Consider the following 24,337-nt stretch of genomic DNA (forward strand, 5'->3'; position numbering starts at 1 on the left):
CGTGACCACATGACGTTCAACGACAACGCCCGCGTCGGGGGCAACACCGCCAAGCGGCGCGGCGGGGGCGTCGCCGTCGCCGGCGGCGGCATCGCAGGCATCGGAGCCCTCGCGGTGCTGCTCTTCTCCCTCTTCACCGGCACCGACCTGTCGGGCCTCCTCGGCGGAGGCGGCATCCCCGCCCAGCCGGGCAGCGGTGGAGGCGAGGCGATCGCGAACTGCCAGACCGGTGCCGACGCGAACGCGAACGACGACTGCCGGCTGGCTGCCGCATCCGTCAACATCGACCAGTTCTGGGCGGCGACCGTCGAGGGCTACCGCAAGCCGCAGCTGATCATCGTCGACGGCTCGACGTCGACGCAGTGCGGGACGGCGTCCAACGCGACCGGCCCGTTCTACTGCCCGCCGGAGGAGACGGTCTACGTCGATCCGACCTTCTTCGCGCTGCTCCGCGAGCGCTTCGACGCCACCGCCGGCCCCCTGGCACAGCTCTACGTGCTGGCGCACGAGTACGGCCACCACGTGCAGAACATCACCGGGCTCATGGAGCGGTACCCGAACAACGGCACCGGCCCCGACAGCAACGGCGTCCGCACCGAGCTGCAGGCCGACTGCTTCGCCGGAGCGTGGGTGGCCGCCGCGGGCGATCAGCTCGATGAGGACGGCACGCCCTACCTGCAGCAGCCGACGCAGCAGCAGATCGCCGATGCGCTGAACGCCGCGGCATCCGTCGGCGACGACCACATCCAGCAGGAATCCGGTCAGGGCGTGAACCCCGAGAGCTGGACCCACGGTTCCAGCGAGCAGCGTCAGCGGTGGTTCGAGGCCGGCCGCGAGGGCGGGGTCGGCGCCTGCGACACGTTCGCCGTCTCGGGGGGAAGTCTGTGATCGCCACGGACGCCTCCGACGCGCTCTACCCGCCGATCGAGCCGTACGAGACCGGGATGCTGCTGGCCGGCGAGGGTCAGCGCGTCTACTGGGAGCAGAGCGGCAACCCGGAGGGCAAGCCGGTCGTGTTCCTGCACGGCGGTCCCGGCGGCGGCACGTCGCCGTGGCAGCGGCAGCTGTTCGATCCGGAGAAGTACCGCATCGTGCTGTTCGACCAGCGCGGCTGCGGTCGCAGCACGCCGCACGTGAGCGAGCCCGAGGCCGACCTCAGCCACAACACCACGTGGCACCTGGTGGCCGACATCGAGCTGCTGCGACGAAACCTCGGCATCGCGAAATGGCAGGTCTTCGGGGGGTCGTGGGGGAGCGCCCTCGCCCTCGCCTACGCGCAGACGCACCCCGAGGCCGTCAGCGAGATCGTGCTCCGCGGCGTCTTCACCCTGCGCCGGCACGAGCTCGAGTGGTTCTACGAGGGCGGGGCGTCGGCGATCTTCCCCGACCTGTGGGAGGACTACATCGCCCCGATCCCCGTGCTGGAGCGGTTCCACCTCATCGAGGCGTACCACCGGCGGCTGACCGACCCTGACCCGGCGGTGCACGTGCCCGCGGCGCTCGCGTGGACGACGTGGGAGGCCTCCACCCTCACCCTGAAGCCCGACGCGGGTCTCGTGGAGTCGATGACCGACACCGACAAGGCCGTCGCCTTCGCCCGCATCGAGAACCACTACTTCATGAACGGCGGCTGGTTCGAGGAGGGGCAGCTCATCGCGAACGCGGGCGTGCTCCGCGACATCCCGGCGGTCATCGTGCAGGGCCGCTACGACATCTGCACGCCGATCATGACCGCGTGGGACCTCCACCGCGCGTGGCCGGAGGCCGAGCTGGTCGTGGTGGACGACGCCGGGCACTCCGCGACCGAGCCGGGCATCGCTCGGGCCCTCGTCGCGGCGACGGACCGCTTCGCCGCGGAGTGAGCGGGCTCAGATCCCGCGGATGAGGTCGGCCGCGACCTCGCCGATCACGATGGCGGGTGCGTTGGTGTGGCCGCGGATGAGCGTCGGCATGACGGATGCATCGGCCACCCGCAGTCCGGACACCCCGCGCACCCGCAGCTCCGGGTCGACGACGGATGCGGCATCCGTCCCCATCCGCGCGGTGCCCACCGGGTGGTACAGCGTGTGGGAGTAGCGGGTGAGGCTCAGGCGGTCGCGCTCGGCCGGCGTCATCGACTCGCCGCCGACCGGCTGCACCCATGTCCCGGTGGTCAGCGCCGACAGCGCCCTCGTCGCGACGAGCTCCTCGCACGCCGCGAGGCCCGCGAGCATGGTCGCCTCGTCCAGGCCCTCGGGGTCGGACAGGTACCGCGGATCGATGAGCGGTTTGGCAGCCGGGTCCGCCGACGCGAGCCGGATCGTGCCCCGGCTGCGCGGCCGCAGCAGGATCGCCCCCACCGTGAGGCCCTCGGCCGGCAATGGCACGAGTCCCTCCCCGACGTAGGGCGCCGAGGCGAAGATCACCTCGACGTCCGGAAGAGCGGATGCCGCGGCGGCACGTTCAGCTCCGTCCGCCCGAGCGACGCGGTCGGCCACCTCCGTGCGGATGAACCCGTACGCCTCCGCGACATTCGAGGTCAGCATCCCGCGCCGCCGCGCGAGGTAGACCGCGAGCTGGAGCGGCTTCTCCGCGCCGAAGAGCGTGCCGCCCGCGGCCGTCGGCGCGAGCCCGGCCACCAGATGGTCTTGCAGGTTGGAGCCGACGCCGGGGGAGTCCACGCGCACGCGGATGCCGTGCTCGGCGAGGTGGGCTTCGGGTCCGATGCCGCTCAGCATCAGCAACTGGGGGGTGTTGATCGCGCCGCCGGAGAGGATGACCTCGCGCCGCGCGAGGGCGTGCCGGGGGATGCCGGCGATCTCGACGTAGACGCCGGTGACCCGCGGTGTCGCTCCGTCGTCGGGCGCGAAGGTGACCCGGCGCACGAGGGCGTTCGTCAGCACGCGGAGGTTGGGACGACCGCGCGCGGGCTTCAGGTAGGCATCGGCCGTCGACGCGCGTGCGCCGCGCCGCTGCGACACCATCGTCTGGCTGAAGCCCTGCCCCTCGGGGAGGTTCGCCGGGGTGACCGGATGCCCGACCTCCCGCGCGGCGGCCAGGAAGGCTGCGGTGTGCGGCCGCGGGTCGCGCTGATGCTCGACCGACTGCGGTCCCGCCGCCCCCTGGGTCGCGTGCGCCGGCGTCTCGGTCCGCTCGACGCGCACGAAGTAGGGCGCCAGGGCGTCCCACGACCAGCGCGCGCCGGCCGTCTCGGCCCACTCGTCGTAGTCGGCGGCGAAGCCGCGCACCCACATCATCGCGTTGAGCGACGACGATCCGCCCAGCGTCTTCCCGCGCGGCCAGAACACGGTGCGGTTCTCGAGAGCAGGCTGAGGCACGGTGTCGTAGCCCCAGTCGTACGCGCCGCGGAAGAGCTTCGAGAACGCGGCCGGCACGTGCAGCTCGAGCGCCGTGTCGGGCCCGCCCGCCTCCAGGAGCAGCACCTGCACCCGCGGATCCTCGCTGAGTCGCGCGGCGACCGCCGCCCCGGACGATCCCGCGCCGACCACGATGTAGTCGGCGGTCAGATCGGCGCTCCGGGCGCGACCACGGCGCATCCGCCCGTCGCGGGCGAGGCGCCGGGAGGAGCTCACGCGCGGAACGCCTTCGCGAGCGTCCCGGCCATGCGCGCCCAGTTGCGGTCCATCCGGAAGCGCGTGAAGCCCTCGCTCACCGCTGCGCCGGTGCGCGCGGTGACGAACCACGGCGGCTTGGGAAGCAGGCTGAACCGCCCGGGGCCGAACAAGGCGGCCGCGGAGCGCGGGAACGGACGGAACGGACCGCGAACGACCGAACGCTCGACCCGGTCGAGGAGCAGCGCGTTGTGCACGACGCCGATGCCGCTCTGCACGTCGGCGACCGTGGCGCCGGGGAAGGCGCCCCACGTGAGGGTCGGGGTGAGGAAGGCGAACGCCGTCCAGGCGTTGATCGCGATGTCGCCGTAGCGGAGGTCGGCGATCGAGCGCTCGAAGCCGTCGCCGAGGGCGTCGCGCGTCACCGGATCGATGAGCACGTTGGCGCCGAGCGTGCCCACCAGCTTCTCGTTGGCGTGGGTCACCGCAGCATCCAGGAACTCCTGTCCCGACCCGGGCAGCGACACCACCCCGAGCACGGGCGAGAAGTATTCGACCGTTTCGAGGTCGCCGGCGTCCGTGCCCGGCGGCACCTCGACGATCGCGCGTCGCCGTCCCGCGCTCCAGCGTGCGCCGGGATGAGCGGATGCCGCGGCCTCCAGCTTCTCGGAGCTCTTCGGGTACCAGACGGGTCGATCGGGAGCGGCGGCGTACGCCGCGCGCAGGGCGCCGAGGAAGGCCGCGCGCTGCGGCCAGTCCTCGCTGAGGATGACGACCTGCCCGGCGATGCAGTTGTGGCCGGCGTTCTGCAGCCGCATCGTCGCGACGTGCTCGGCGTGGAAGCGCAGGTCGGCCGGCGTCCACTCGCCGGGCACGATGATGATGGGCGAGACGCCGCCGAGCTCGGCCGTGATGGGCTTGTCCAGTACCGGCTCCGACCCGCCGTCGCGGACGATGAGGTCGAACGTCGCCGCCGACCCCGTGATGTGCACATGCGCGATGTCGGGGTGGGTCACGAGCGCGGCACCCACCGCGCCGTCGCCGGTCACGATGCGGAGGAATCCCGGCTCGATGAGCGGGGCGAGCGCGCGCTCGTAGACGGGGACGAGCGCATCCTGCGTCGGGTTCACCTTGAGGATCACCACGCGGTTGTGGGCGAGCAGCTCGTAGAGCACGTCCAGCACGGGGATGGAGGTGATGTTGCCGGCCCCGAGCACGAGGCCGACGCCGGCCTTGTCGGTCGGGTGCAGCTGGCCGAGTCCGGCGCTGACACGCGCCTGCGACTCGGTCACGCCCGGCTCGAACCACACCTCGCCGGTGTAGCCCGAGAGCAGCAGCGCGTCGGTGGCGGTGAGCGGAAACGTGTAGGCGCGCAGACGGTCGCCGGGGGCGGCGTCCAGCAGCACGTCGCCCAGCGGGCTGCGGGACGAGGCCAGGGCAGCGATTGTCGTGCGGTACGCCTCGAGCGCGGTCAGCACCGCATACGGACCCGACAGCCACTCCTCGCCGCGCAGCGGGTGGCGCTTCGAGAGGCCCTTCGACGTGGCGGCGACGTCGGCCCACTCCTCCGCCACGGCCGAGACGGTGCCGTGCAGCCGCTCGAACAGCCGCTCGCGCTGACCGAGGGTGAGATGCGCCCACACGCCGACGCCCGTGCGCAGGGCCGCGAGGTCGGCGTCCAGCGACGCGGAATCGGATGTCGTGGGCGCGCTGATCGACACGTCGCTCTCCTTCGTGCGGGTGGCCCTCAGCTTACGTCCGCGCTTCGGGAGGCGCTCGCCGAGTCGACGAGAGAGCGGGGATCAGGCCGCGTGCCGCCGCACCGACTCCTCGACGGCGCGCATTCCGGCGAGCGTCTCCGCGAAGCTCGTCGACAGCGGCGAGAGGCCGATCCGCAGCCCGTCCGGGTCGCGGTAGTCGGGGATCACGTCCTGCTCCCACAGATCGGCCGTGACCTGTCGCATCGCCGGATGCGAGAGCGTCACGTGTCCGCCCCGCCGCTGCGGATCGCGGGGCGAGGCGACGGTCACGCCGAGCGGCGCGAGGAGCGCGTCCGACACCTGCTCAACGAACGACGTGAGAGCGAGCGACTTCTCGCGCACCGCCGCGATGCCCGCCTCCGCCAGCATCCCGAGCGTGTCCTGCATCGCCAGCATCCCGACGATCGGCGGCGTGCCCGACAGGAAGCGGCGCATCCCGGCGGCCGGGGCGTACTGCGGACCCATCGAGAACACGTCCGCCGCCCCCATCCAGCCCTGCACCGGCTGCGTCAGCGCGGCCTGGTGGCGCTCGGCGACGTACACGAACGCCGGCGAGCCCGGCCCGCCGTTCAGGTACTTGTAGGTGCAGCCGACGGCGAGGTCGAACCCCCACTCGTCGGCGAGCACGGGCACCGATCCGGCCGAGTGGCAGAGGTCCCACACGGTGAGGGCGCCCGCGTCGCGGGCGATGCGGGTGAGAGCCTCGGCGTCCGCGAGATGGCCGGAGCGATACGCCACGTGGCTCAGCAGCACGACCGCCGTCGCGGGACCGACCGCCGCGCGCAGCGTCTCCGGCTCGACGCCGCCGTCACGCGGGACCTCGATCCACCGCACCGTGCCGCCGGTCTCGCGGGCGATGCCCTCGACGAGGTACCGGTCGGTCGGGAAGTTGTCGCGGTCCACGACGATCTCCACGCGCGCGGGGTCGGCGGCGCGCTGCGCGTCGAAGGCCGCCCGCAGCGTCTTGTACAGCAGCACCGTCGTCGAATCGGCGATCACGGTCTGGCCTGCGGCCGCGCCGATCGCGACGCGCCCGATCTCGTCTCCGATCGCGAAGGGCAGCTCCATCCACGACTCGTCCCAGCCGCGGATGAGCCGTGCGCCCCACTCCTGCTCGACGAACGACGCGAGTCGCTCCGCCGTCGCCTTCGGCGGTCGCCCCAGCGAGTTGCCGTCGAAGTACACGAGCGGACTCTCCGCCCCGACGAAGCGGTCGCGGAATCCGCGCAGCGGGTCGGAGGCGTCGAGGGCGGATGCCGCGGCATCCAGCTCCCTCGCGTGCAGGGCATTCATCGGCTCCGTCGTCGACGACGCGGTGGTGGTCGACTGCGTGGTCATCGGCTGGGCGGTCGTCGGTTCACTGGTCATCGGGCACGAGCTCCTCTGTGGGGACAACCCGCGCGCCGGCGAGCCAGTCGGGCACCTCGGCGAGCGAGGCCGGCGGGGCGCCGGGGACGAAGGTGGAGACGCCGTGCAGCGCGCCCTCGCGCGGCCAGGGGTCGGCGAGCGCGGCGATGACCGCCGCACCGTCGAGGTCGGCGGCGAGTAGGACTCGCACCTCGGCCGCATTCACCCCGAGCGGCAGGGGCCCGTTGCCGAGGTCGGTGCCGTAGAGCACGCGGCCTCCGGCCGCGACGAAGCGGCGCAGGTTGTCGACGGCGCAGGGCAGCGCGGGACCGTCGTGGATCGCGAGGGTCGAGATCCACACCTGTCCGCGCTCCACCGCGGTGCGCAGGAGGGCGTCGTCGACGGTCTCGGTGAACGGGGTGTGAGCAAGGGCGTCGACGCCCGCCTCGACGGCGAGCCGGGTCATCCCCGCACCCTGCACGTGCGCCACCACCGGCAGCCCGCGCGTGCGAGCCCGCGCGACGACGGCGGAGAGGGTGTCCGCGTCGAAGACCGGACCGGCGTCGGCGTTGAGCGCCACCTTGACGACGGATGCCCCGAAGTCGGCCTGCTCGTCGACGGCGGTCTGCGCGCCGCCGCTCGCCCCCTCGCCCGCGGATCCGACGACCTCGCGGACGATCGCCGGCGGCGCCCAGCCCCGTCCGACGGGGTACCCGCCCGGCGCCGTGAGGAAGGCGCCGGCGTAGTCGACGTGCGGCACGGCGCGGTCCGCGCGGAACAGCGCCGCGGGGTCGCCGCCGAGGTCGACCACCGCCGCGATGCCGCCGAGGAAGACCTTGGCGAGGTCGACGAGGTGCCCGTGCACGTGGTGGTCGGCCAGGGGCGGGAGGGCCACGCCGATCTCTCCCGAGATGGCCCGGCGTGCGACGGCGGCCTCGTCGCCGAGGAGCGCGCGCAGGGCGAACGGGTCGGGGTGCAGCATCCGACTCAGCCGATCTCGGTGCGCACGGCGAAGAGCTCGGGGAAGAACGTCAGCTGCAGGGCGCGCTGCAGGAACGGCACGCCGCTCGACCCGCCGGTGCCGGTCTTGAAGCCGATGATGCGCTCGATGGTCTTGAGATGGCGGAACCGCCAGAGCTGGAAGTTGTCCTCGAGGTCGACGAGTTCCTCGCACGCCTCGTAGGCCGTCCAGTGCTTCTCCGGGTCCTCGTAGATCGACGCGAAGAGCGGCACCAGCTCGGGGACGAAGGTCCACGCGGTGGTGACGTCGCGCTCGAGGATGCCGGCGGGCACCGCGTAGCCCGAACGTGCGAGCAGGCGGAGGAACTCGTCGTAGAGGCTGGGCGCCTCCAATGCTGCGGTGACCAGCGCCAGGGCCGGAGCGTCGTCGGCGAAGACCCGCAGCATGCCGGCGTTCTTGTTCCCGAGCGTGAACTCGACGGCGCGGTACTGCGCGGACTGGAAGCCGCTCGCGTTGCCGAGCACGCCGCGGAACTGCGCGTACTCCGCGGGAGTGAGGGTCGCGAGCACCGACCACTGCTCGGTGAGCGTCTTCTGGATGTGCTTGACGCGCGCCACGCACTTGAGGGCCGGAGCCAGGCGGTCTTCACGCAGGAGACGGCACGCCGCGGCGAGCTCGTGCAGCACGAGCTTGAGCCAGAGCTCCGTCGTCTGGTGCTGGATGATGAACAGCAGCTCGTCGTGGTGCTCGGGGTCGCTGAGAGGGCGCTGCGCCGACAGCAGCGTGCCGAGGTCGAGATAGCCGCCGTAGCTCATGCGGTCGGCGAAGTCGGTGACGACCGTCTTCTCGATCGTGCGGGTGTTGTCCTGGACGCCGTCGCTCACGCGCCGAGCCTATCCACCCGCTCGGTGTCGAGCGGAGGGCTCGGAGCGGCGCCGGGCTCGGTGCGCGGCGGGGTCAGATGAGCGAGAGCTCGCGCAGCTTGCCCTCGACGTCGGCGTTGGACGGCTCGACGTGGTGCGACGAGTCGGGGTAGACGACGACCGGGATCTGGGTGCGGCCGGAGATCTCCTTCGCGACGTCGGCCGCGGCCGGCTCGGCGACGAGGTCGACGTAGGTGTACTCGACACCGAGCTCGTCGAGCTGCTTCTTGGTGCGGATGCAGTCGCGGCACCAGTCGGCGCCGAACACCGTGAGGGACGAGGGAAGATCGGTCATCCATCCAGCGTAGACGCGTCAGGAGGCGTCGGGCGCGGGGCCGATCCGGGCCGGGAATGCGACGGGCGACGCTGTGTTTACGCTATGGACTTCTGTCAACGGTCTTTTCGACCGGCGCGTCCATGCGAAAATCGGATCATAATGCAGCTTTCCATCGTGGTACCCACCTTCAACGAGGCTCCTAACATCGCGGAGCTCGTCCGACGGGTATCCGAGGCGACCGCGGACATGGACGTCGAGGTCATCTTCGTCGATGACAGCACGGATGCCACGCCCGAGACGATCCGCGAAGTCGCGGATGCGGCATCCATCCCCGTCCGCCTGATCCACCGACAGGACCACGTCGGCGGCCTCGGCGGTGCCGTGGTGACCGGCATCCAGGCCGCGACCTACGACGCCTGCCTCGTGATGGACGGCGACCTGCAGCATCCGCCCGAGGACATCCCGCTCATCGCCCACCGGCTCGACGTCGGCGACGTCGACCTCGTCGTCGCCTCGCGGTACGTCGCCGGCGGAGAGGCCCACGGCCTGGCCGACAAGAGCCGCGTGATGGTGTCGCGCTCGTCGACCGCGCTGACCAAGGCGATGTTCCCGCGGCGTCTCAAGGACGTCAGCGACCCGATGACCGGCTTCTTCGCCGTCGACCGCCGCTCGATCGACATCGACGACCTGCAGCCGCGCGGTTTCAAGATCCTGCTCGAGATCCTCGCCCGCAAGACCATGCGCGTCGCCGAGGTGCCGTTCTCCTTCGCCGACCGTCACGCCGGCGACTCCAAGGCCTCGTTCCGCCAGGGCCTGCACTTCCTCGTGCAGCTCGCCGCGCTCCGCTTCGGCAAGATGTCGCTCTTCGCGATCATCGGCGGCCTGGGCGCCGTCGCGAATGTGCTGATCGTGTGGGCGCTGACGCACCTCGGCATGGACTACATCGTCGCCGCCGTGATCGCGGCCGAGCTGACCATCGTCGCCAACTTCCTGCTGATCGAGCGCTTCGTCTTCCAGGACATGCGCAGCGAGGCATCGGGCGTCTGGTCGCGCTTCGCGAAGTCGTTCACGTTCAACAACGTCGAGCTGATCATCCGCATCCCGGTCATGGCCCTCATGGTCGGCACCGGTCACATCTCGGCCGTGCTCGCCACCGCCATCACGCTCGTCGTCGCGTTCTTCGTGCGTTTCGTCTTCCACTCGCTGGTGGTCTACGCACCGAAGCGCTCGAAAGCCGCACCCGTCAGCCGCACGCGCCAGGTGCTCCGCGAGCTCGACGAGCAGGCGATGGCTCCGGGCGAGCTCTGACACGACGCGACACGCGTTCGCCGGTCCCATCAGGGACTCGGCGCGTACGGTATGTCCGTGAGAATGCTCTCACCCGCTGTCCCAGCTCGCGCATAGCACCTTAGGGTGGCCCTTGCGGGAATGATCGGCCCACCCGAATCGGCCGACGTCCACCGTGTTCGCCACGACCTGGGGTCGTCGGCAGGCTTACGCGCTGGGGAGCGAAGTTCATGATGACGAGAGCGGAATTGCGGCGTGCGTCGATGCGACGACGTCGACGGACCATGACGGCGATCGTGGCGACGGTGAGCCTGGCGGCCACCGGCGCCGTGGTCGCGGGCACGACGGCGGCGAACGCGGCGACCGGCTGCTTCGCGGCCGATACGACGGTCGAGCGCTGGGAGGACTCCCGCGGCGTCGTCATGTTCACGACGGACGAGGCACAGGAAGCGGATGCCGCGGCCGCCGGGTTCACCGCCACCGGCGACGCGTTCGCGGTGGCGAGCCAGCCGGCGAAGGGTCTCGTTCCGCTGTACGAGGCGTACCGCGCCAGCAACGACGACTACGCCTGGATGATCTGGGACCGCGAATACAACGGCGCCGTCAATCGGGGCTGGGAGGGTCGCGGTCCCGTCGGCTACGTCTCGACGCGGCCGATGGACGGCTGTGAAACGGTGCTTATGTCGCGCGCTGTGCGCGGCGCTGTGCACACGGTCGCGATCGGGGAGAGCGAGAAGTCGGAGGTCGCATCTTCCGGTTACCGAGTCGAGTACAGCTGGTACGCGGCCGCTGCCCCTGAGGGTCAGCCGACCGAGCCTACTCCGCCCTCGCCGGAGCCGACGACGGAGCCGACGACGGCTCCGACTCCTGCCCCCACGACCGCGCCCGCACCGGACCCGGCACCGCCGGTGGACCCTGCTCCGCCTGCCACCGGAGACGGCGACGGTAAGTTCACCGTCGCGACCTATCCCGACACGCAGCAGGAGGTCTTCGGAGCAGCAGACGATCGGTTCCGAGCGCGATCGCAGTGGCTGGTCGGCCAGAAGAGTGCTCTTGACCTCCGCTTCGTCGCGCACACGGGTGATGTCGTGAACTGGGACACCGACACGCACAGCCAGTTCGCAGAGGCTCAGGAGGCGATGGAGCCCCTTGAGGCAGCAGGCATCCCGTACCAGCTGAGCATCGGCAACCACGACACGCTCGCGACCGGACCCGGCGGAACGGCGCGCGATCCGCAGCGGACGGCCCAGCTGCAGCGCACGACCACCACGTTCAACCAGTATTTCCGTCCGTCTGATTACCAGGCCCTTGCCGGTTCGTTCGAGCAGGGCAAGGTCGACAACACCTACTCGATGTTCGAGGCGGAGGGTGCGTCGTGGCTCGTGCTGAACCTCGAGCTCTGGCCGCGCGTGTCGGTCGTCGACTGGGCGGAGAGCGTGATCTCGTCGCATCCCGACTCCAACGTCCTCATCCAGACGCACTCATTCCTCGATGGCAACGGCAACATCGATGGGGCGGGCCAGTCGAAGACTCACTGGCAGTACGGAGACTCGTCGCCGCAGTATGTCTATGACCGGCTCGTGGCTCCGTACGGCAACGTCAAAGTCGTCATGAGCGGGCACGTGGGAGACGCCGTGTCGAAGGTCGTCACGACGTCCGCAGGCAACAAGGTGGCGTTTCTTCTGCAGGCCATCCACTCGAAGTCCACGAACCCTGTCCGCTTGTCGCAATTCGACGTGAACGCGGGCACCATCTCGACGAAGGTGTACGGGCCGTTGGACGGATCGACCTGGGATGTGAACACCCTCTCGGGCCTGACCTTCATCCGCTGAGACCGCGGACGACGAAGCGGGCGGTGTCTTCGGACACCGCCCGCTCCACTCTGTTCAGGCGAGCTGCTCCGCGACGCGGGGCCGGTTGAGGATGTCGATCGCCGTGCGCAGCTGAGTGCTGGACGTGTGCGCGGTGTAGGGGAAGTAGACGACCTCCACCCCCACCTCGGCGAACTCACGCTCCAGGCGCAGGCCCTTCTCGGTTCCCCGCCAGTCGTCGCCCTTGAAGAAGTGGGTGAAGCCGACCTGTCGCCACGTGTCGAGCTTGTCCGGCACCGTCTCGATGTGCACGGCATCCACGAAGGAGATGTGTCGCACGATCTCCGCGCGCTCGTGGGTCGGGATCATCGCCTCGACGCCCTTCACCTCGCGGAGCATCTCGTCGCTCACCACGCCCGCGATGAGCACATCGCAGTTCTCCTTGGCATGACGAAGGATGTTGAGGTGTCCGACGTGGAAAAGGTCGAAAGCACCAGCGGCATAGCCAACGCGAAGCGTCATCAGAAGATCCCCCAGAGATCAGATGCGCAGACTCCCCAGAATGCGCCCCAGTGAGGTCAGCTTAGCGGAACACGCTGGACGTCGTCACCCGTCCGCCTGTGGAGTCGCACGGTACTCGTTGTAGCGGATACCGACGGAACCGGCCATCATTCCCAGCCCACGCGAGAGCAAGCGTGCCCCGCGAGCCTGATGCACGAGCGAACGTGTCACCAGACCGAGAGCCCAACGCGCCGCACCGCCGACCACTCGAGCGATTCCGTGCGCCGCCCAGCGGACGCGCCGCGGCAGCCGAGCGGCGGATGAATGCTGCCAGGCCAGATCGCCCGCCACCGTGGTGGTTCCGACCCGATACGCACGGCGCATGACCCACGACCGCGTGGCGCGGTCACGCGGTACGGGATCCAGAACGGTCGCCTGCGGAGCGGACACGATGCGCGCACCCGCGCGAGCGAGTGCGCCCGTGAAGTGGATGTCCTCGCCACCCGTCGTCCCGAATGCTTCCTCGAAACGTCGGCCCGTCCGGGCGAGGAGAGCCACATCCACGAGCAGATTGTTGGTGGGCGCGGCCTTCATGAGCTCGCCTCTGGCGAACTCCTTGCGCCGGAAGAAACCACCCGCGTCTATCCATGGGTCCGGTGCGGGCTCGAAGGTGGAGACGACCCGACCCGAGACCAGCTCCGCGGAGCCTGCGATCCACGGGGCGATGAGCTCGGACAGCCATCCGTCCGTCGGGATCTCGTCGTCGTCGACGAAGATGAGCGCGTCCGCGCCCGCGGCCATCGCTTCTTCGATCGCGCGATTCCTGACAGCAGCCAGTCCTCGGGCCGGCTCGAGGACATAGGAGGTGGCGGCGGCCTCCGCAGCAGGTCGAGCTGATCCCTCCGGATCGTTGTCGATGACGAGGACGTTCACGATCGCACCGGCCTTTGAGGCGCGCTGCTCGTTGATGACACTCAGCAGTACCGCAAGACGGTCGGGTCGTCGGTACGAGGGGATCGTCACGAGGACTTTGCGTTCGCCCTCAGTCACCGGTGTCGCCCCCTCTTCGTAGCGACGGCCTTCTCGAAGGCCTGGCGGTGCCGGGAGCCCGTCACGGCCCACCCGCGTCCGTCGAGAAATGGTGAGCCGACGGGAGCTTTGCGCTCGAGTTCCTCTGCGAAGCGCGTTAGGTCCGCGGCGCTCAGCGTCTCGTCGAACATGTGCACCCACCCGGCACCGACCTCCTCGCTGAGCGCCTCGTTCACGGTGTTCCGGGGCACGAGAACCGCTCGATCCAGGGAGAGAGCCGCCAATGCCGTTCCCGAGTTGTGCATGGCTCGGTAGGGGAGCACGATTCCGCCGGATCGCATGATGGCCTGGGCGAACTTCTCCTCCGATAGATAGCCGAGGTCGAGCGAGATCCGCTCGTCCGGTGCGGCGAGCGCCTCCACCTCCGGTGCCAATCCCGGACTCGGATTGCCCGAGATGCGCAGGCGCCACCCCGGCAACGCCCTACCGGTCGAACGGAATGCTTCGATCAGAGTCTCAACGCCCTTGTACCGCCGGATCAATCCGACGAAGCCGATGGACTTCTGATCGGCGGGCAGCTTCGATACGGAGGCGAACCAATCCCGGTAGTGACCATGCGGGATGACGGTATCGGGGACACCGGCCCTGGTCGGTGTCTCCTCGTTCAGTCGGATGTAGAAGTCTGTCCGTCGATCGACGCTCGTGAGGAACCACCGATCCCACCGCGAGAGGTCCGACGGCAGATCCAGGTTGTGCGCCGTGCGGACGATCGTCGTTCGGGTGATGGTCAGCCGCGCCAGCAGCGCCGTCGCGTACAGGCGTCTCGCGAGGCGCTTGGCCGCCGTCGAGCCGCCCAGCAGCGTCTCCGGCCAATGGAAGTGGATGGCGTCATACCGACCGACCAGGGCGTGACGGCGGTCGAATCGCCTGTGATCGAGTTCCGGATCGGCGTCCAACGCTTCGTCGAGCATGTGGATGTAGGGGTTCGATGTCGGCCGGGGCGGTCCGAACGACTGCATCACTCGAAGCCTCGTAGCGTGCTTGACCATGGCCTCAGTCTGTCAGCACTGAACACGCGCCCTATGCTCGTCACAGGTTTGCGCACAGTTCGGGGGATGGCAATGCCGGGGACATTCAAGGACGCCTATCGACGCCTGGCGGCGGCGCAGAAGGGTCATGCCCGTGGTGCGCCGGCGTATTCGGTGTACGTCAACCGCCGGATCGGTCGAGTGCTGGCCGCGTGGGGCCACTCCATCGGCATGACTCCGAACACCGCGACGGTCGTGAGCGCCCTTCACACCTTCACCGCTCTGGCCCTGATCGTGCTCGCGCCCGCCACAGTCTGGGCCGGGGTCCTGATCGCGCTGCTTCTCGTGCTGGGGTATGCGTGGGATTCATCCGACGGACAGCTTGCCCGGCTTCGCGGCGGGGGGAGCCTGGCGGGAGAGTGGCTGGATCACTTCATCGACGCGTTGAAGATCTCGTCGCTGCATCTGTGCGTGCTGGTCGGGCTGTGGCTGCACACGCCGTTCCGTGACACCGGGTGGCTGGTCGTGCCGCTGGTCTTCTCGGCTGTCGGTGTCACGACCTTCTTCGGCATGCTCCTGAATGATCTGCTGAAGGGCAAGCGCGGGGTTCCGTCGACGCACGGACGGGGGGAGGAACCGCGCTCCGGTCGCTCATCCTCGTTCCGACCGACTTCGGCCTCGTCTGCCTCGTGTTCGTCCTGTGGGGGGCGCCCACCGTATTCCTGGTGGCATACGGACTGCTTATGGCGGCCAATACGGCCTTCCTGGCGCTGGCCGCAGTGCGTTGGTTCCGCGAGATGCGCGCACTGGACGCCGCGACGTGACGTCGGCGGCGATCGTCGTCGTGAACTTCGGTTCGGCGTCGCTTCTCGCCTCGAACGCGGCGAAGATCTCACTGCCCGACGAGGTGCGCATGATCGTGGTCGACTGTTACAGCACAGCTGACGAGCGTGATCGTGTTGCGAGAATCTCCCTCGAGCATGGGTGGGAGCCTGTCCTACTCAACGAGAACGCCGGCTTCGGCGGCGGCACCAACGCCGGGGTCGACGCTGCGCTGCGAGACGGGGCGGACGTGGTCATCGCGCTCAATCCGGATGCGCACCTTTCAACCGAGGCCATCCAGGATCTCGTCGCATCGGCCGCCGCGCATCCTGACGCGCTCGTCTCGCCTCGTATCATCTCGGGCGACGGTAGCCCGTGGTTCGCCGGATCCGATCTGTATCTCGACGACGGCACAATCGCCTCCTCGCGCCGCCGCGAAGAGCGTGCCGGTCGCCCACGGCACCCGTGGGCCACTGGGGCCTGTTTCGCGCTGTCGCGCGAACTATGGGCGAGCGTGGGTGGATTCGATCCCGACTACTTCCTCTACTGGGAGGACGTTGATCTTTCACGCCGAGTCCTGGACGTGGGCGGGCGTCTGCTGAGCATCGATGCCGTCGTCGTCCACGACGAAGGTCAGACGCACGCGGATGCATCGAAGCACGACCGTCGGAAGTCGGAGACGTACTACTACTACAACATCCGGAACCGCCTGCTGTACGCCGCGAAGCATCTGGAGCAGGCAGGAATCAGGCAGTGGATGAGGAGCTCTCCTCGCGTCTCGATGGAGATCCTTCTCCAGGGCGGCAAGGGGCAGCTCCTGACATCGCTGAAACCCTGGCGGGCGCTCTGGCGGGGGCTGCGAGATGGTCGGCAGTTCGCGCTCGAGGCCGAGCGAGCTGAGGAAGTCTGAGGTTCGCTTCGCCTCCGGATCAACGGGGCGCCAGCGAGCTCGCGGCGACCCGCAATGCCGCGGCCGCGCCATCCCAGCTGTATCTGCTGACGACGGAGGACCGGGTCTCAGCGGCAGGCCGGTGGCCCCACTCACCATCGATCGCCCTCGCCACCTCTTCCGTCGGCGCGGTGGGTGACACGAACGCGGCATAGTCGCCGACCGTCTCCCGGAAGACGGCGATGTCGCTCACCAGGAGCGGTGCCCCGAACGCCGCTGCCTCCAGCGCGGGCAGGCCGAAACCCTCATCCAGGCTCAGGCTGATGACCAGGGATGCGTGAGCGTAGAGCCACGCCACCTCGCTGTCCGTCGCCGATCCCAGGAGGATGACGCGCCCGTCCCGGATGGCTTCCGAGACATCGTCGGGGAAGTCGGTCGCGCGTCCCGAGTGCGCGGTGCCGCCCACCACGATGAGCGGGCTCGTCGGACTGATGCTGTCGGCAACGCCGGCGCCACGCATGACCGCGAGGAGGTTCTTCCTGATGTTCAGTCGTCCGACGGTGAGCGCGAAGGACGTATCCGCGGCGACCTGCGTCGGGCGTCGGGGTGCCTCGGACGTCAGACCACTCGGCACGCCGAGGCCCGTGACGGACGTCGAGCCGACTCGTCGCTTCATCAGACGGTCGATGCGATGCGCCTCGGTAAGGGTGGACGTTGCGATGGCGTCGGCGGCGCGGGCCCACGGGATCATCAGGGAGAAGTACGCCTTCTCGGATAGCGAGAACCATTCGGGGTGGTCGACGAACATGGCGTCGTGGATGAAGACGACGGATGCGCCGCTGCGTGGTGCGTAATTGTGCGCGACGATCACGTCTGCTCCGACCTGCCGCGCGATCCGGGGCAGGTCCCATCGGTTGGCGGCAGCATGGGGCCACAGTCGTGTATTGACGATGAGGCCGATGTCGGTCGTGTCGGGAGCGTCGGCGCCTCGGCGCAGGGCCAGAACGAGCTCGTCATCGGGGAACAGGCGTCGCCATGCCGCGATGAGCTCCTTCTGCACCGTGCGGTTAGCTCCGGGTCCGCGTTCCCACCAGAACGCGTCGAACAGTACCTTCATTGCCCCCCCCCCGGCCTTCGGCTCCGACCGATCCTACTGGCGCGCTTCTTCACGCCCGGACGAGGTACACAGGACGTCCGCTAAGATTAATTTGCTCTCACGAACGGATTGGCCCTAGGGTAGATCTTGCCTGTATAGGCATCTGCTCTCGTTGGGGAACGAGAGCCGGGGGAAACTGGGGAATCAGCGTGGGGACGCATTTTGCGGCGCGCCATAGGCGCGCACTTTCGATCATGACGGCACTGACCGTGGGCGCACTCGCGCTCGCCGGATGCGGTGCTGCGACTCAACCGACGAGCGAGTCGACGCCCTCGATCTCGACGGCGCCGGTCGTCGACAGCGGCGCGACGACGGAGCCGACCGCATCGCCCGATGCGCCGACCGACGCGCCGGGACTCCCGACGGAGGCTGCTGCGCTCGACCAGGCGGTGACCTTCGCTAACGGGGTCACCGTCGAGGTCGTCAGCGCGACGGCCACCGCGGTCGAGGCGGAGACACCGGGCGAAGTCAGCGGCCCTGCCGTCGTCGTCAAGATTCGAGCCGTCAACGACTCTCAGGAAGACGTCGACCTCGATTCAGCCGTGGTGATGCTCGCCGCCGTCGACGGAGAGGTCGGCATCGGCACGACCGCCGGCGACAACTCTCCGCTCGGCGGCGTGATCGGACGAGGACAGTCCGTCGACGCCACCTACACCTTCATGCTCGGCTCACCGGCCGGCCGCACCATCAACGTCACCGTCAACTACTCGGCCGGACAGCCCGTCGCCGAATTCACCGGAGAGATCTCCTCATGACCGAATATCGCGAGCGCCGGACGAAGAAGTCGATCAAGCGCCTCATCGCCATCCTCGCCGTCGGCGTGGTCGCCTTGGGTGGCGTTTTGGCCACGGCGCCGGCGGCTACCGCTGACGTGCCCACGACGACGGCTCCGCTGCTGCAGCGGACGCCGGATGTCGCCACGGCGGATGCGCTTCCGACCGTCCAGATCGACTCCGGGTACGTCTGGGCGCAGACGATGATCGGGAACCGCGTCTACGCGGTGGGCTCGTTCAGCAACGCCCGCGCCGCAGGCGCGGCGCCGGGCACGAGCCTCACGCCCCGTACCAACGCCCTCTCCTATGACATCACCAACGGAAACCTGCTCTCCTGGGCCCCGCAGGTGAACGGCGTCATCAAATCCGTGGCGGCGTCGCCCGACGGCACGCGGATCTACATCGGGGGAACCTTCACGCAAGTGAACGGCTCGACCCGGTACAACTTCGCCGCCCTGGACGCGACCACCGGCGCCCTCGTCGCAGGATTTGCGCCGACCGTCGGCGGCACCGGCGTCTACGCCATCACGACTGTGGGTTCGACGGTGTACGTCGGCGGCTCATTCACGCAGGCGAACGGCGTGGCGCGCAAGAATCTTGCAGCCTTCGCCACCACCAATGGGGCGCTGCTGCCGTGGGCTCCCACCACCGACCTCCAGGTCGATGCGATGGTGATGGAGCCCGGCAACCAGAAGGTCATCCTCGGAGGCCGCTTCTACACGGTGAACGGAGTCGCTGGCGAGCAACGCGGTATCGCCGCCCTCGACCCCGCCACGGGCGCGACGGTGCCATGGGCCGTGACCGGCATCATCAAGAACGGCTGGAACCAAGGCAGCAACGCGGGAAAGACCGGTATCTTCACTCTCGCGACGGACGCCACGGGCGTGTACGGCACAGGGTGGACCTTCGCCGACGTGCAGGCGGGCAACATTGAGGGTACGTTCGCGGTCGATGCGGGCGCAGGCAATCTGCGGTGGCTCGCCGACTGCCACGGTGATCACTACGGTGTCTTCTCGACCGGCAAGGTCGTCTACTCGACCAGCCACACGCACCAGTGCGACACGGTGAACCTGTGGCCCGAGCAGCCGGTCCGTCAGTACCGGTACATGGAGGCTTACACGGCCGATGCCCGTGGCACGCTCAGCAGGACCCCGAGCGAGAGCAACATCTACAAGAACTGGGCCGGTACGCCGTCCCCGTCGGCCTACGCGTGGTACCCCGACTTCACCGTCGGCAACGCGAGCGGACTCGGCCAGGCCGGACTCTCCATCACCGGAACCGGCGATTACATCTCGGTCGCGGGTGAGTTCGGCAGCGTGAACAACGGTCGCTTCCAGGGCCTGGTGCGCTTCTCGACGAAGCCGTCCACCGGCGCCAAGCAGGGGCCTCGCATCGCAACGGCGAATTGGACTCCGACGGCGACGTCGACCAACGCAGGAGAGGTCCGGGTCAAGATCCCGTCCAACTGGGACCGCGATGACCTGAACCTGACGTACGAGCTCCGCCGCGACGGCAGCACCGCTCCTGTCGCAACCGTGAACGGAGCATCCACCTGGTGGAACCAGCCCGCGCTCCTCTTCAAGGATTCAACGGTCACGCCCGGTCAGAGTTACACCTACCGAGTGGTGGCCAAAGACGTGAACAACAACTCGGTCACGAGCTCTCCTATCACGATCACCGCGTCCTCGACGCCGGTCTCGGCTTATGCCAAGTCGGTGCTGGATGACGGCGCAACTCACTACTGGCCGCTCGGCGAGGCGAGTGGCACGACCGCTGCCGACTGGGCCGGGGCGACCGATCTGAACGTGAACGGAGCGACCCGCGGTCTCACCGGTCAGGACCAGACGACGCCTTCGACCGCCACCGGCTTCGCCGGCAACGACGGCTCGTACGCGGCGACAACCTCGCAAGAGGTGGCCCCGAACACATTCTCGGTCGAGGCTTGGTTCAACACCACCAGCACGTCCGGCGGCAAGATCGTCGGGTTCGGCGGCAACTCCACCGGAACGTCCGGGAGCTACGACCGTCACATCTACCTGAGCAACAGCGGTCGACTGACGTTCGGCGTCTACCCGAATTCGGTTCAGGTCATCCAGTCCGGCGACGGCTACAACGACGGTAAATGGCACCAGGTCGTCGGGACGCTCTCCGGCAACGGCATGGCGTTCTACGTCGACGGCCAGCTCATCGGCACGAAGTCGAACATCACGTCGGGTCAGGACTACTCCGGCTACTGGCGTGTGGGCGGCGACAACACCGGCGGGTGGCCCGACGGCGGTAGCAGCGCGTATGCTGCGGCGACGATCGCCGACGTCGCGGTGTACCCGACTCCGCTCACGGCGAAGCAGGTCGCCTCGCGCTTCCTGGTGAGCGGCCACGGCGAAGCACCTCCGGCAGCGCCGGCGGACGCCTACGGCAAGGCTGTCTACGGCCTGGATCCTGCGTTCTACTGGAGACTCGACGAGACCTCCGGCTCGGTCGCGAAGGACTCCGGTCCCGGAATCGCCCGCAGCACCGGAACCTATCGAGGCGGCAATGTCCAGGGGGAGGCCGGCGCGCTCAACGGCGGCATCGGAACCTCCGTCCGCACGACGCCCAATTGGCAGGCAGGCGTCACCAGCGACAAGCTCGTGGTGAACCCGACCACGTACTCGCTGGAGACCTGGTTCAAGACATCGTCGACCGACGGCGGCAAGATCATCGGGTTCGGCGACCGCAATGTCGGTGAGAGCGGCAACTACGACCGTCACGTGTACATGTCCGGCGACGGACGTGTGAAGTACGGCGTCTGGACCGGATTCAGCAACATCATCGAGAGCAACACCGGGTATAACGACGGACGGTGGCACCACGTCGTGGCGACACAGGGTTCGGCGGGTATGGCGCTCTATCTCGACGGCCAGCTCGTCGGCACCAACGGTCAGACGAGCGCGCAGGACTACGCGGGCTACTGGCGCATCGGGGGCGACTCGGGCTGGGAGGGCTCTACCTACTGGACCGGTTCCATCGACGAGACCGCGGTGTACAACACGGTGGTCTCCGCAGCGGACGTCCTCTCGCACTACCGGCTCGGTTCGGGACAGCAGGCGCCGAACACGGCGCCTAAGGACCTCGACTTCAGCTCGCCGGCGACGGGACTCTCGGTGGCCTTCTCGGCGACTGCATCCGACGCCGAGGGAGACGCGCTTTCTTACGCCTGGAACTTCGGCGACTCGACGACGGCAGAGGGTAGCGAAACCACTCACGCCTTCGCGGCGGCCGGCACCTATTCCGTCAAGCTGACGGTCACGGATGCTCGGGGGGCCTCCACGGACCTGGTGAAGGACGTCACGGTCGTGCACGCCAGCCCGGCGGCGACGTTCACGAAGACCGTCGACAACCTGAAGGTCTCGGTGGATGCCAGTGCTTCGACGGCGTCCGATGGCGCGACGCTCACGTACGCGTGGAATTGGGGTGACGGCTCCGCGGTGACGCAGGGTGCGACTTCCGACCACACGTACGCGAACGGTGGGACCTTCACGGTCACGCTGACCGCGACGGATTCCCTCGGGGCGGTCGCCGTGACCACCCAGAACGTCACCGTGACTCACGCCAGCCCGATCCCGTCATTCACGAAGACGGTGGACAAGCTCAAGGTGTCGGTGGATGCGAGCGCTTCGACGGCCTCTGATGGCGCGACGCTCACGTACGCATGGAGCTGGGGTGACGGCTCCGCGGCGACGCAGGGTGCGACATCGGACCACACCTATGCGAACGGCGGAACCTTCGCCGTCACGCTGACGCTGACCGACTCCCTCGGGGCGACCAGTCAGATGACGCAGAATGTGACCGTCAACCACGCCAACCCGGTCGCATCGTTCACCAAGGCGGTCGACAAGCTGAAGGTGTCCGTGGACGCCAGTGCCTCCACGGCGTCGGACGGCGCGACGCTCGCGTACGAGTGGAACTGGGGCGACGGCTCGGCGGTGACGCAGGGCGCGACTTCCGACCACAGCTATGCCGCGTCGGGCACCTTCCGTGTGACCCTCAAGGTCACGGACAGCCTTGGTGCCTCGGCCACGACTGCGCAGGATGTCACCGTGGCGGATGCGACGGCGCCGACCTTCGTGGCAGCGGACTCGTTCGGGCGCACAACGTCGAACGGCTGGGGAACGGCTGACATCGGAGGGGCGTGGAGCTTCCTCGGCGGCACCACGTCGGTCGCATCGGTTCAGGGTGGGAAGGGTGTCCTCACACTCCCCGCAGGACAGACGCGGAATCTGGCGCTCAGCTCCACGGTGCGCGACTCGCAGAGCAGCGTCACCTACACGCTGCCGAACGCGCCCTCGACAGGAGCCACGTATGTCGGTCTCGGGTCGCGTCGCATCGGGTCGACCTACTACGTCGTCCGTGCCTGGCACCGCGACAACGGCTCTGTGTGGCTCGTCGCTCAAAGCGGTTCGACCGTCATCACCTCGCGGACCATCAACGGTCTGACCGGTGCCGCAGGCGACACGTTCCAGATGAAGACTGAGGTCGTTGGCACGAACCCCACGACCATCAGGGCAAAGATCTGGAAGGTCGGCTCCCCGGAGCCCACCGCGTGGCAGCTGGAGACGACGGACTCGACCGCAGCGCTGCAGAGCGCCGGCGCCCCGCTGCTCCACTACGCAGTGGGAGGGTCGGCGACAGCCGCCGGTGTGGTCCGGTTCGACGACCTCACCGTCCGTGACCTGGCCGCTCCGGCGGCGAATGTTCCTCCGGTGGCGGCGTTCACGTCGGCGGCGGCGGGTCTGGTGGCGTCGGTGGATGGTTCGACCTCGTCGGACTCTGACGGCACGATCGCGTCGTACACCTGGAAGTGGGGTGATGGTTCGGCGGACTCGACGGGTGCGACGGCGTCGCACACGTATGGTGCTGCGGGCAGTTACAACGTCCAGCTCACCGTTGTGGACAACGCGGGTGCCGCGACGTCCATCACCAAGAGCGTCACGGTCACCGCTCCTGCGGCGAATGTTCCTCCGGTGGCGGCGTTCACGTCGTCGGCGGCTGGTCTGGTCGCGTCGGTGGATGGGTCGACTTCGTCGGACTCGGACGGCACGATCGCGTCGTACACCTGGAAGTGGGGCGACGGGTCTGCGGACTCGACGGGTGCGACGGCGTCGCACACGTACGGTGCGGCGGGTAGCTACAACGTGCAGCTGACGGTCGTGGACAACGCGGGTGCCGCGACGTCCATCACCAAGAGCGTCACGGTCACCGCTCCTGCGGCGAATGTTCCTCCGGTGGCGGCGTTCACGTCGTCGGCGGCTGGTCTGGTCGCGTCGGTGGATGGGTCGACTTCGTCGGACTCGGACGGCACGATCGCGTCGTACACCTGGAAGTGGGGCGACGGGTCTGCGGACTCGACGGGTGCGACGGCGTCGCACACGTACGGTGCGGCGGGTAGCTACAACGTGCAGCTGACGGTCGTGGACAACGCGGGTGCCGCGACGTCCATCACCAAGAGCGTCACGGTCACCGCCCCGGCCAATGTCGCCGTGGCGAGCGATCAGTTCGAGCGCGCCGCGACGGGCGGTTGGGGCCAGGCGGACGTCGGCGGCCCGTGGGCGATCAGCGGCGGCTCGGTTGCCGCAGCCTCGGTGGCGAACGGAACCGGGCAGCTCTCGTTGGCCGCTGGTGGCACACGGTTCGCGGTGTTGTCTCAGACGGCTGTCCGAGACGCGAGCAGCACCGTCCAGTTCACGTCCAACGTCGCGCCGGGCTCAGGCGGCGGCTACATGGGTGTGGTCGCCAGGTACACCACCAGCGGCAACTACTACCTCGTCAATGCCTGGCTCCGACAGGACGGGACCGTCTGGTTGGTCGCCCAGCGTGGGACGACGGTCGTCCAGACCGCAGTGGTCAGTGGGATGACCTACGCCGCCGGCGACATCTTCAATCTCGCGGTCGAAGTGAGCGGTTCAGGGACCACAGCTCTGAAGGCCAAGCTCTGGAAGGCAGGGGCCGATGCCCCTTCGACCTGGCAGCTTCAGGCCAGCGACTCGGCTGCAGATCTTCAAGGGCCTGGCGCGGTCGGTATCAGGGCGAGTCGCCCGTCCTCTTCGACGAGCACCGCGGTGGTAGCCTTCGACAAATTGGTGGTCAACCAGCTGGGTTGATCCCACTCTCGATGTGTGACTGAAGGGTCGTTCGTGTCACCAGGGATTGTCGCGCTCGGAGTATTGGGCGGCCTGGTGGTCT

The 24,337-nt window shown here is 68.8% G+C and carries 18 protein-coding genes; 8 read left to right on the top strand and 10 right to left on the bottom strand.

Annotated features, from left to right (window positions below; all coding sequences use genetic code 11):
- Positions 1 to 9 precede the first annotated feature (9 nt).
- The gene (ypfJ, locus tag ABC304_RS01700) at positions 10 to 888 is read left to right on the top strand and encodes a KPN_02809 family neutral zinc metallopeptidase (RefSeq protein ID WP_412928592.1); all 879 of its coding nucleotides are present in this window, start codon (positions 10 to 12) and stop codon (positions 886 to 888) included.
- Positions 885 to 1,862 carry a prolyl aminopeptidase gene (pip, locus tag ABC304_RS01705; protein ID WP_412928593.1) on the top strand — a complete coding sequence of 326 codons (978 nt, stop codon included), beginning with the start codon at positions 885 to 887 and terminating at the stop codon, positions 1,860 to 1,862. The genes ypfJ and pip overlap by 4 nt, the downstream gene beginning before the upstream one ends.
- Positions 1,863 to 1,868: 6 nt before the next feature.
- On the opposite strand, the gene ABC304_RS01710 is transcribed toward pip, so the two are convergent.
- From ABC304_RS01710 to ABC304_RS01735, 6 genes are all read right to left on the bottom strand, one after another.
- Entirely contained in the window at positions 1,869 to 3,536 is a 1,668-nt protein-coding gene (locus tag ABC304_RS01710) for a GMC family oxidoreductase (protein WP_412929036.1), read from the bottom strand.
- A gap of 32 nt (positions 3,537 to 3,568) precedes the next feature.
- Entirely contained in the window at positions 3,569 to 5,272 is a 1,704-nt protein-coding gene (locus ABC304_RS01715) for an aldehyde dehydrogenase family protein (RefSeq protein WP_412928594.1), read from the bottom strand.
- Between the two features lie 81 nt (positions 5,273 to 5,353).
- Complete coding sequence (locus ABC304_RS01720; RefSeq protein WP_412929038.1) at positions 5,354 to 6,604, bottom strand: kynureninase; 1,251 nt, start codon at positions 6,602 to 6,604, stop codon at positions 5,354 to 5,356.
- 64 nt (positions 6,605 to 6,668) lie between these two features.
- Positions 6,669 to 7,640: an amidohydrolase family protein gene (locus ABC304_RS01725; protein ID WP_412928595.1), complete on the bottom strand. Its 972-nt coding sequence runs from the start codon at positions 7,638 to 7,640 to the stop codon at positions 6,669 to 6,671.
- A 5-nt stretch (positions 7,641 to 7,645) separates the two neighbouring features.
- On the bottom strand, positions 7,646 to 8,503 hold the full coding sequence (gene kynA / locus ABC304_RS01730) for a tryptophan 2,3-dioxygenase (protein ID WP_412928596.1): 858 nt from the start codon (positions 8,501 to 8,503) through the stop codon (positions 7,646 to 7,648).
- Positions 8,504 to 8,576: 73 nt separating this feature from the next.
- Positions 8,577 to 8,837, bottom strand: a complete 261-nt coding sequence (locus tag ABC304_RS01735; protein ID WP_127094393.1) for a glutaredoxin family protein — start codon at positions 8,835 to 8,837, stop codon at positions 8,577 to 8,579.
- Between the two features lie 141 nt (positions 8,838 to 8,978).
- Here ABC304_RS01735 and ABC304_RS01740 point away from each other — a divergent pair, with 141 nt between their 5' ends.
- Both ABC304_RS01740 and ABC304_RS01745 read left to right on the top strand, forming a co-directional pair.
- Positions 8,979 to 10,127: a glycosyltransferase gene (locus tag ABC304_RS01740; RefSeq protein WP_412928597.1), complete on the top strand. Its 1,149-nt coding sequence runs from the start codon at positions 8,979 to 8,981 to the stop codon at positions 10,125 to 10,127.
- Between the two features lie 263 nt (positions 10,128 to 10,390).
- Positions 10,391 to 11,938: a metallophosphoesterase family protein gene (locus ABC304_RS01745; protein ID WP_412928598.1), complete on the top strand. Its 1,548-nt coding sequence runs from the start codon at positions 10,391 to 10,393 to the stop codon at positions 11,936 to 11,938.
- A 54-nt stretch (positions 11,939 to 11,992) separates the two neighbouring features.
- On the opposite strand, the gene ABC304_RS01750 is transcribed toward ABC304_RS01745, so the two are convergent.
- The 3 genes from ABC304_RS01750 to ABC304_RS01760 all read right to left on the bottom strand — a co-directional run bounded on the left by ABC304_RS01750 (position 11,993) and on the right by ABC304_RS01760 (position 14,496).
- Positions 11,993 to 12,439: an FAD synthase family protein gene (locus ABC304_RS01750; protein ID WP_412928599.1), complete on the bottom strand. Its 447-nt coding sequence runs from the start codon at positions 12,437 to 12,439 to the stop codon at positions 11,993 to 11,995.
- 84 nt (positions 12,440 to 12,523) lie between these two features.
- Positions 12,524 to 13,468, bottom strand: a complete 945-nt coding sequence (locus tag ABC304_RS01755; protein WP_412928600.1) for a glycosyltransferase family 2 protein — start codon at positions 13,466 to 13,468, stop codon at positions 12,524 to 12,526.
- Positions 13,465 to 14,496: a glycosyltransferase family protein gene (locus ABC304_RS01760; RefSeq protein ID WP_412928601.1), complete on the bottom strand. Its 1,032-nt coding sequence runs from the start codon at positions 14,494 to 14,496 to the stop codon at positions 13,465 to 13,467. Before ABC304_RS01760 ends, ABC304_RS01755 begins: the two co-directional genes overlap by 4 nt.
- Positions 14,497 to 14,562: 66 nt before the next feature.
- On the opposite strand from ABC304_RS01760, the gene ABC304_RS01765 reads away from it, so the two are divergent.
- Together ABC304_RS01765 and ABC304_RS01770 are read left to right on the top strand one after the other, a co-directional pair.
- Entirely contained in the window at positions 14,563 to 15,420 is an 858-nt protein-coding gene (locus ABC304_RS01765) for a CDP-alcohol phosphatidyltransferase family protein (RefSeq protein WP_412928602.1), read from the top strand.
- Complete coding sequence (locus ABC304_RS01770) at positions 15,389 to 16,207, top strand: glycosyltransferase (RefSeq protein ID WP_412928603.1); 819 nt, start codon at positions 15,389 to 15,391, stop codon at positions 16,205 to 16,207. Before ABC304_RS01765 ends, ABC304_RS01770 begins: the two co-directional genes overlap by 32 nt.
- Positions 16,208 to 16,226: 19 nt before the next feature.
- On the opposite strand, the gene ABC304_RS01775 is transcribed toward ABC304_RS01770, so the two are convergent.
- Positions 16,227 to 17,303, bottom strand: coding sequence for a glycosyltransferase family 4 protein (locus ABC304_RS01775; protein ID WP_412928604.1), 1,077 nt, complete (start codon positions 17,301 to 17,303; stop codon positions 16,227 to 16,229).
- A 233-nt stretch (positions 17,304 to 17,536) separates the two neighbouring features.
- Here ABC304_RS01775 and ABC304_RS01780 point away from each other — a divergent pair, with 233 nt between their 5' ends.
- Together ABC304_RS01780 and ABC304_RS01785 are read left to right on the top strand one after the other, a co-directional pair.
- Positions 17,537 to 18,097 carry a hypothetical protein gene (locus tag ABC304_RS01780; protein ID WP_412928605.1) on the top strand — a complete coding sequence of 187 codons (561 nt, stop codon included), beginning with the start codon at positions 17,537 to 17,539 and terminating at the stop codon, positions 18,095 to 18,097.
- Positions 18,094 to 24,255 carry a PKD domain-containing protein gene (locus ABC304_RS01785; RefSeq protein WP_412928606.1) on the top strand — a complete coding sequence of 2,054 codons (6,162 nt, stop codon included), beginning with the start codon at positions 18,094 to 18,096 and terminating at the stop codon, positions 24,253 to 24,255. The genes ABC304_RS01780 and ABC304_RS01785 overlap by 4 nt, the downstream gene beginning before the upstream one ends.
- Positions 24,256 to 24,337: the final 82 nt, after the last annotated feature.

The sequence above is a fragment of the Microbacterium jepli genome (assembly GCF_047237905.1).
Taxonomy (GTDB): Bacteria; Actinomycetota; Actinomycetes; order Actinomycetales; family Microbacteriaceae; genus Microbacterium.